This window comes from Intrasporangium sp., assembly GCF_040414665.1.
In the GTDB taxonomy this organism is placed as follows: Bacteria; Actinomycetota; Actinomycetes; order Actinomycetales; family Dermatophilaceae; genus Intrasporangium.
On record NZ_JBEDUL010000123.1, the window covers coordinates 1 to 3512 of the forward strand.

Below are 3512 nucleotides of genomic sequence, written 5' to 3' on the forward strand. Positions count from 1 at the left end.
CCTGGCCCTGGCCGGCTCACGGCAGGACCCCCGCGCTCCGGCGCTGGCGCGCCTACGCGCACCCCCACCGCTCACCGGCCACTCCAGCCGGAACCCGGGAGCGCGCTCCAAACCGTCGCGAAGCACCTGACCTCCGAGCCGCCGACCCGACGCAGGAGCATCCGCCCGACTCCGGGGCCGCGTCAAGGGCGCCTGCAGCGTCGCTCCGCGATGGCCCTCGGCCACCCTTGACCCGACCACTCCATCGGGCTCTTGTGCTCCGCTATGGGTCCGGTGGCTCTCCCTGGTCGCGTGAGGGGAGCGGATGTGGCCCGCTGCCTGGTCCCTACAGGGCGTCCCAGCGCGCTCCGACGCAGGCTTCCTCGAAGGTCCACCGTTGGGTGGCCGCACCTTCCCGCAGCAAGTTCTTGATCGCGGCGAGGTCGGCATCCGCCGGAATGTCGAGGGCGGTTAGCCATTCGGGCGGTCCAATGCTCTCTATGCCCACATCGAGCTGTTCGAAGCCGGCTTCGATTCGTTCCAGGAGCGGCATTGGATCGCCGTTGATGATGGGGGATAGCCGCACGACGTGACGGCCGGACCAGCGGAGACTCCGAATCGCCCACAAGGTGCCGTCGGCACTGGGCGCAGCCTCCACGACGTCATCCAGGGCGACCCCAGTGACGAACCAGGGCACGTTGGCCAAGCGATACGTTCCGTCCCCGAGGTCGAAAGCCCAAAGGCCCTCGCTCTCGACCGGCTCCGGGCGTTCTGCGTCTGGAACGAGTTGGAATCGCAGCTTGACCACTGCCTCGTCTTCGACGCTCACCGCGTCAGGTTAGCCGCATCGAGACTCGCGGACGCCGGGCGGATTCTCCAAGGTCGCGCTCCGCACGGCAGGATGCGGATCCCGCGCGAGCGCGGCCAGAGCTTGGGCATCGTCAGTCCGGCGCGCGACTGCTTCTCGCACCCGGTGGTCCGGATCTGTCTGCAAGGCGAGACGGCTCGCGTCGTCCAGATCCTGCCGCTGACCGCCTGACCGCGATTTCATCGCCGCGAGCCATGAGGCAGGCAACGAATCGGGTGACGCTCACAAGAGCTGGACGCGGGCGACCGTTCAGGTCTCACGACCGAGAGACGGTGCTGGCCACGCAACGGTTCGGCACCGACGGACCCAGCTACGGCGGGGGTGCTGCCGGCCCGTGCGAGGTTGTTCGACACCGGGCACAACGGCACATCACCCTAGCTCAGGCGGGGCCAGGCTCAGCGGATCGTGACGGAGGCCGCGGCACCGGGCAACTCGACCCAGGTGTTCCCCGGGGCCAGGAGCAGCGGCTGACCCTTGTCGGTGCGCAGGACGAACGTGTCGGTGACAGCCCCCTTGCGCCAGGTGCCCGTGATTGAGTGGCCGCCGGCAAGTGCCACGAATCGCCCAGATCCGTCGACCAGCTGGAGGATCGGTACGGGGGCGCCCGAGCCGGTTCCGATCTTGCCCACCGACGCGCCGACATTCAGCACGAGCACGTTGGCGGCGCTGATCCGGACGCCGTCCAGCATCGTGTGCGGCCCCCAGGGCTCGGACCGCAGGTACCGCTTCCGCGCGGCGTCGTACGTCCACATCATGGTGAACCCGGCGCCGTACGGCACTACCGCAGACGTCCCGGCCCCAACGGCACTGGACGCTGAAGCGGAAGCCAGGTCAGCGGCATACGAGAAGTAAGGAGACGGGGGCTCCCGGAGCTCCGAGATGTCCAGGAGTATCCGGGGCTTCGCGAAGACGTGGTCCGGTCGGGGCCGACTGCGGTTCAGGACATACGCGCCCGAGCCGGGCACCCGCAGGGTACCCAGGTCCTCCAAGTGGCCGACCGAGTCGACATACCTGACCACCCATGGGGCGCCCATCGTGTTGCCGAAGACCGGCTCCAGAGGCGAGAGCAAGGGCGCGTCCGGCGGGCGCACCGAGCGCACGGGTCCCACCAGGCTGGGCAGTTGGGAGTGGAAGACTGCGAGAAGCCGGGTGTAGGCGACTCCAATGGGCTCGGTGAAGACGATGTCCGCCTTGTCGACGCCGATCTGGGGGTGCGCCTGCCGCACGTCTGAGATCTTGATCGCCACGGCCGGGTGGTCGATGTCCATCCCCTGGGTCACAGGCAGGCCGGTGAGAGGCGCCGTGATTCCCATCGTCGTTGTGGGCGAGGGGGACGTGGCCGTCCTGGGAGTCGGGCCCTGGTGTCGGTCGGCGAACAAGACGCCGACCGCGCCAGCCAGCAGCAGGATGAACACGACGATGCCGCCGACCACCATGCGGCGCTTCCGATTCAGCAACACGACGCACCTCCCCAACACCACCAGCCTGGCAAGGTCTCATGTGGCCAGACAGGGCCGAAGGACCCGCCTGTTTGACACCTCCCGGGATGTCCGGAGGCCCGATCCGTTGGAAGGCTCTGGCGCGACGTGAACCACGTCGAGGTCGTCGCCCTTGAGTGGGTCGACTTCTTCAACACGATCCGACCCCATGAGTACCTCGACGACCTGACCCCGGCCGTCGCCGAGGCGCTTCACTAACGATCACCGCAAGACATTCGCCCGCACCGGGTGAGACACCAAACCGACCCTCCGGACTCCCCGGGAGGCGTCACGATGACTCGTGTAAACAGGTGGTCAGGGGTTCGGGTGCCTCACCACCTCCGTAATCGCTTGGTAAACAGAGAAGTTGGGGTTGCCATCCGGGTACGGCATCAGTGACCGTCTCGACGAAAGGTCGTCAGACGCCCAGGACCGGGACCAGCGACTCGAGCCCTGCGAAGTCGTCCGGGTTCCGCGTGTCGAGCGTTGCGCTGTGCATGGGCGGTCGCTGCGATCAGGAGGTCCATCGTCCGCCGGGGAGGCCGGCGCCCAACGCCGAGGCGAGCCGACCGCAACTTGCTGCGACGGAGTCGTCGATCGGCAGGGCGTCGAAGTGACGATGCCAGGCACGGGCACCGCAGGTCCAATCAGCACACTCGTGTCGAGGATGGCCCGCTCGACCGATTGCTCAGTCACTCCTCGGCCCATGGGTTGCGGAGGGTGTCATCGACCAGGTCGCGGTCCGTGGCCCACTCCGTGTCCGCGGGCCCTCGGAAAGGCTCTTGGAGGTCGGGCCAGGAACGCCATTGAGACGGCCGCGCCGTCACGAGCAATGCACTCGGACGCCCCGCGACAGTGATGACGAAGTGCTCGCCCTTCTCCACACGACGCACGAGCTCGGAGGCGCTCCTGGCGAAGCTCACGGAGCCCAACCGGTCGTATCCATTCCTCGATAGGCCACCGCGGGTAAACACAAGAGCTGCCCGAGCGCCTGGTTGCAGATCCAGCGACGGTCCCAAGCCCGCCGCACGCATCAACGTTCTCGGCCGCGCTTCCAGCTCCGACACGGATGGGTAAGGAAAGGGTGTTGACGCCTGGGGCACACCCTGGCGGCCCTTGACCGGCCGTGAGCTCCGGGCGAACGGCGACCACCCACCTTGGTGCGCGCCGGTCCAAACCGATCGGGA

The 3512-nt window shown here is 67.9% G+C and carries 4 protein-coding genes; 1 reads left to right on the forward strand and 3 read right to left on the reverse strand.

The window, feature by feature from the left end:
- Positions 1 to 325: 325 nt before the first annotated feature.
- On the reverse strand, positions 326 to 808 hold the full coding sequence (locus tag ABF401_RS13085) for a DUF4265 domain-containing protein (RefSeq protein WP_353510004.1): 483 nt from the start codon (positions 806 to 808) through the stop codon (positions 326 to 328).
- 72 nt (positions 809 to 880) lie between these two features.
- Between ABF401_RS13085 and ABF401_RS13090 the strand changes: the two genes are divergently transcribed.
- Positions 881 to 1018: a hypothetical protein gene (locus tag ABF401_RS13090; RefSeq protein WP_353510005.1), complete on the forward strand. Its 138-nt coding sequence runs from the start codon at positions 881 to 883 to the stop codon at positions 1016 to 1018.
- Between the two features lie 224 nt (positions 1019 to 1242).
- On the opposite strand, the gene ABF401_RS13095 is transcribed toward ABF401_RS13090, so the two are convergent.
- Complete coding sequence (locus ABF401_RS13095; RefSeq protein WP_353510006.1) at positions 1243 to 2307, reverse strand: DUF3048 domain-containing protein; 1065 nt, start codon at positions 2305 to 2307, stop codon at positions 1243 to 1245.
- Positions 2308 to 3017: 710 nt separating this feature from the next.
- Positions 3018 to 3359 carry a type II toxin-antitoxin system Phd/YefM family antitoxin gene (locus tag ABF401_RS13100; protein ID WP_353510007.1) on the reverse strand — a complete coding sequence of 114 codons (342 nt, stop codon included), beginning with the start codon at positions 3357 to 3359 and terminating at the stop codon, positions 3018 to 3020.
- Positions 3360 to 3512: the final 153 nt, after the last annotated feature.

Coding starts and splice junctions, on each gene's coding strand:
- ABF401_RS13090 (WP_353510005.1), top strand. CDS start 881: ATGCGGATCCCGCGCGAGCGCGGCCAGAGCTTGGGCATCGTCAGTCCG.
- ABF401_RS13100 (WP_353510007.1), bottom strand. CDS start 3,359: ATGCGTGCGGCGGGCTTGGGACCGTCGCTGGATCTGCAACCAGGCGCT.